We start from the raw sequence: 4,001 nt of genomic DNA, 5'->3' as shown, positions 1-4,001 counted from the left end.
ATTCAAACCATTGAACGTTTGAAACAAGCCGGATTGCAGTTCGAAATAGAAGAAGTGGCTTTGGATTCGAATACGCTTGAAGGCAAAACCTTTGTTGTGTCAGGAGTGTTTTCACAATTCAGCCGGGATGAAATCAAGGAATTGATCGAAAAGAACGGAGGAAAGAATGTTGGTTCGATTTCCGCAAAAACATCTTATGTGCTGGCAGGAGAAAATATGGGACCTGCAAAACTGGAAAAAGCAAGTTCTTTGGGCATTCCGATTATTTCTGAAGCCGATTTCATTCAAATGATTTCAAACTAAAAAATCCGCGATTCGTTCCAGCCATTGAATACCTGTTTGTTCGGTCTGAACCGAAGTCATAGTTTCTTCATTGAATGAGGATGATTCTGAATTCCATTTCAGTGTTCCTTCTGCAAAAGTGCGTGTTTGGTTTTCGCCGGAAATATCCATCGACCGGAAACTGAGTGCTTGAATTTCAACCGGACTCTTGGTGATTTTGAGCCATTTGTAAACAAGGCTTTTGTCTTCTGATTGAATATCCGTTCGTTTGATTTCGATCACGATCTGAAACTCATTTTCAAAGCAGAAAAGTACCCGAAATGGAAATTGATTTGTTACCATGTGGCAAAGGTAAGAATGAACACAATTTACCGGTCCGAATAAATGCCAAAATTTGTTCCAGGGTTTACAACCCTGGAAGGGTTAGTCAAAAAAAAGGAATATATTACTTGTATGCGCGCCCGCGAAACAAACCACCCGATAATAAACCTTCTCCCCGTGATGAAATATTTTATTTTCGACAGCAATCAATCGCTCGAAAAATCCGTAATTTTGTTTTACGTTTTAGCATTTAAAAACAAACGAAATGAATCTATTTAAAGGAGCCGGAGTTGCATTGGTTACTCCGTTTAATGCAGACATGTCGATCGACTTTCCTGCATTGCGCAGATTGGTACGCGAACAAATCTCGGGAGGGACAAATTATTTGGTGGTTCAGGGAACTACCGGTGAATCTCCAACTTTAAATAGTGCTGAAAAGAAACAGGTATTGGAAACCGTACAGGAAGAAAATAACGGAGCACTTCCGATTGTTTACGGAGTGGGAGGAAACAACACGTTGGCGGTTGTAGAAGCGTTTAAAAATATTCCGCAGGGAGTTGACGGAATTCTTTCGGTTGCACCATATTACAACAAGCCAACGCAGCCAGGATACATTGCTCATTACAAGATGTTGGCTGACAATACAGATCTTCCGATTATTTTATACAACGTTCCGGGAAGAACGGGTTCAAACGTATTGGCTGAAACGACCCTGGAATTGGCTGAAGTAAAAAACATCGTTGCCATGAAGGAAGCTTCCGGGAACATGGAACAGATTATGGAAATTATTCGCTGCAAACCGGAAGGATTTTTAGTTCTTTCAGGAGATGATGCGATTACCATGCCTTTGATTGCTGCCGGAGCGGATGGAGTGATTTCAGTAGTGGCAAATTCATTCCCGGCTCATTTCAGTAAAATGGTTTCAAGTGCTTTGAACGGAGACATGGAAACAGCCAGAAAATACCATTACGATCTGTTGCCAATTACAAAATTGCTTTTTGCAGAAGGAAATCCAGGCGGAGTGAAAATTGCATTGGAAGAATTGGGGTGGATGAAACCAACCATGCGCCTTCCGTTGATGCAGGTTTCAGATGGGTTGAAAGCAAAAATTATTGCTGAAACAAAGAAATTGGTTGGATAAAATACCTCTTCTTTATGAAGATGATGACACGAAAAAGATTGCTTGATTGAGTGGTCTTTTTTTTGTTTAAACACCTTGTAAATCAATGATTTCACATAATTTTATAAAAATGTTTTCAAGACGGTTTTTAACCGTAAATAGCTTACGTTGCTGGGTGCGATCTTTGTATCACCATTCACAACAACGTAAGCCTTTTCGTTATCAACCACCAATTATTCATCAACAAAAGCAATCATTATCTCAACCGGGAGTTTCCACAAGTAGTGGAAGCTCCATTGCTTTTGTGAAAGCGTATTCAATCGTGTGATTTTGCTTGATACATCAGTAATAAATCTTCACGACAGACAAAAAAAATACACAAACCAATTTCTTATTGATTGAAAATTAATAGATTCGCATCTAAATACTCAATGATGAAAAACAAACTAATCTTAGTTAGCGCCTTGTTGATGTTTGCTTATGGATGTGGTTCCGGGGAAGAAAAACAGGAAATTGCAACAATAGAGGAACAGGAAACCGTTGATGCTGCTAATGTAAACTACAATATTCCATCTCCTTCGGAGCAATTCGCTTTGATTTCCAAGATGGATGCCGTGAAAAACACGAAAATCCTGCACGATCCGGCTTTGGCTGACAAGTATTCCAGTTCATCTCAAAAAGCATTGAATTTCGGAGTTTATACGGCTGATGTGGCTTATTTAACATCATTCAATGAAACCAACAAATACCTGAATTATTTCGGCAAGCTGGAGAAATTGGGATCCGATATTGGAGTTGCGCAGGTTTTCGGAAACGAATTAGGCGAATTGGCAAAGAAATGGGATGGAAATGCAGATTCGCTGTTTAAATTGAGTGATGATATTTACAACCGCACATTTCAACGCCTGATTGAGATCGACAAAGGCGATGAGCTTTCTTTGATGCTTGTTGGCGGATGGATTGAGTCGATGCACTTAATGATCGGAAGCTCTAAAGGATTCAGTAAATCACCGAAATTGGACCAGGCACTGGCAGATCAGAAACTGGTTGCTGAAAATTTGTTGGAATTTTTGGTGAGTTACCAGGACAATGAAGCAGTGAAGGAATACTCCGTTAAAATCGAAGAAGTCCTGAAAATTTTCGAACAAATGGATTGCAGTTCCGGGGAAACAAAAGTTCAGAACTCAAATGGGAAACTCACTTTTTCCGGAGGAGACAACTGCAAAATGACTCAGAAATGTTTCGATGCATTAGCTAAAAAGATTGCTGAAATACGAACAAAAATTATAACCGCTTAAATTTTTAAACATGAAATTTATTGTAACATTCGCCCTGTTGTTCGGATTTGTCTTTGCCCCGATGATTATCGGGATTGCTCAATGTCCACCGGTAGAAACGTTCCTGAAAAAGAAAAAAAATAAAGATGAGTATAATTTAAGCTCTCAATCGCGCTCCGGGGCCATCGCAGCAGATGAATCTTATGAAATGTCATTCATTGCACATGCCGGATTGGATTACAGATTAACAACCGTTTTAGGAGAAGGAAGCGTAGGAACATTGAACTACGAAATCTATGAAATGGTGGTGGAAAAGAAAATGGAGGGAGACAAGGAAATCTTTAAGAAAGTAAAGAAAGTGCTGGCTACTTCCGGTTCCGAAGCACTGGAGTTTATTTCAGATACATCCCGCAAAATATTCATCAATGTTTCAATAACCGGCGGCGATAAGAAGAAGCATGCTTGTGTTGGAGTGATCATTGAAACAAAACGTTCTGTAAAAACAGGATTTTAATCGTTCTTTAGAACTTTATTCCAAAAGCCTCGTAAATTTGCGGGGCTTTTCTTATTTAAAAGATGAAAAGTTCAAAAGTGAAAAAGTTCAATGTGTTTCGCACAAAGTAAATTGAACCCTTTTAACATTTAAACTTTAAAATGAATCCATCACACGAAATACTGAAGCTTGTTGAACAAGCTCAATCCATTGTCATTACATCCCACAAATCTCCCGACGGAGATTCAATTGGAAGTTCACTTGCTTTGTTTCATCTTTTCAAAAAGTGGAATAAATCTGTTCGTGTAGTTCATCCTGATCCTGCGCCAACTTTTTTGCATTGGATCCAGGGACAGGAAGAAATCATTGATTTCGAAAGAAATTCGGGAAAAGCAAAAGAAGCGCTTGCTCAGGCAGATCTGATCTTTTGCCTGGATTACAATGAGCCTTCGCGCGTAGGAGATGTGATGCAGCCGTTTCTGGTGGAATCAAAAGCGCAAAAAGTAAT

At 39.3% G+C, this 4,001-nt stretch carries 6 protein-coding genes; 5 read left to right on the top strand and 1 reads right to left on the bottom strand.

Going from position 1 to position 4,001, the window contains the following annotated elements; genetic code table 11:
* Positions 1-303 (top strand): BRCT domain-containing protein (locus tag Q1V93_RS09730; protein WP_367183786.1); only part of this gene is annotated, 303 nt, incomplete at its 5' end.
* On the opposite strand, the gene Q1V93_RS09725 is transcribed toward Q1V93_RS09730, so the two are convergent.
* Positions 295-624, bottom strand: a complete 330-nt coding sequence (locus Q1V93_RS09725; RefSeq protein ID WP_300664188.1) for a hypothetical protein — start codon at positions 622-624, stop codon at positions 295-297. The two genes, Q1V93_RS09730 and Q1V93_RS09725, sit on opposite strands and share 9 nt — an antisense overlap.
* A gap of 244 nt (positions 625-868) precedes the next feature.
* Here Q1V93_RS09725 and dapA point away from each other — a divergent pair, with 244 nt between their 5' ends.
* From dapA to Q1V93_RS09705, 4 genes are all read left to right on the top strand, one after another.
* Complete coding sequence (dapA, locus tag Q1V93_RS09720) at positions 869-1,744, top strand: 4-hydroxy-tetrahydrodipicolinate synthase (protein WP_300664186.1); 876 nt, start codon at positions 869-871, stop codon at positions 1,742-1,744.
* A 413-nt stretch (positions 1,745-2,157) separates the two neighbouring features.
* Positions 2,158-3,021 (top strand): hypothetical protein, encoded by an 864-nt coding sequence (locus Q1V93_RS09715; protein WP_300664184.1) that lies wholly within the window; start codon positions 2,158-2,160, stop codon positions 3,019-3,021.
* Between the two features lie 10 nt (positions 3,022-3,031).
* Positions 3,032-3,514, top strand: coding sequence for a hypothetical protein (locus tag Q1V93_RS09710; protein ID WP_300664182.1), 483 nt, complete (start codon positions 3,032-3,034; stop codon positions 3,512-3,514).
* Between the two features lie 140 nt (positions 3,515-3,654).
* The coding region (locus tag Q1V93_RS09705) for a DHH family phosphoesterase (RefSeq protein ID WP_300664180.1) at positions 3,655-4,001 on the top strand (347 nt) is incomplete at its 3' end.

It is taken from the genome of Fluviicola sp., from assembly GCF_030151805.1.
In the GTDB taxonomy this organism is placed as follows: domain Bacteria; phylum Bacteroidota; class Bacteroidia; order Flavobacteriales_D; family Crocinitomicaceae; genus Fluviicola.
This window is presented reverse-complemented; position numbering and strand designations above follow the sequence as displayed.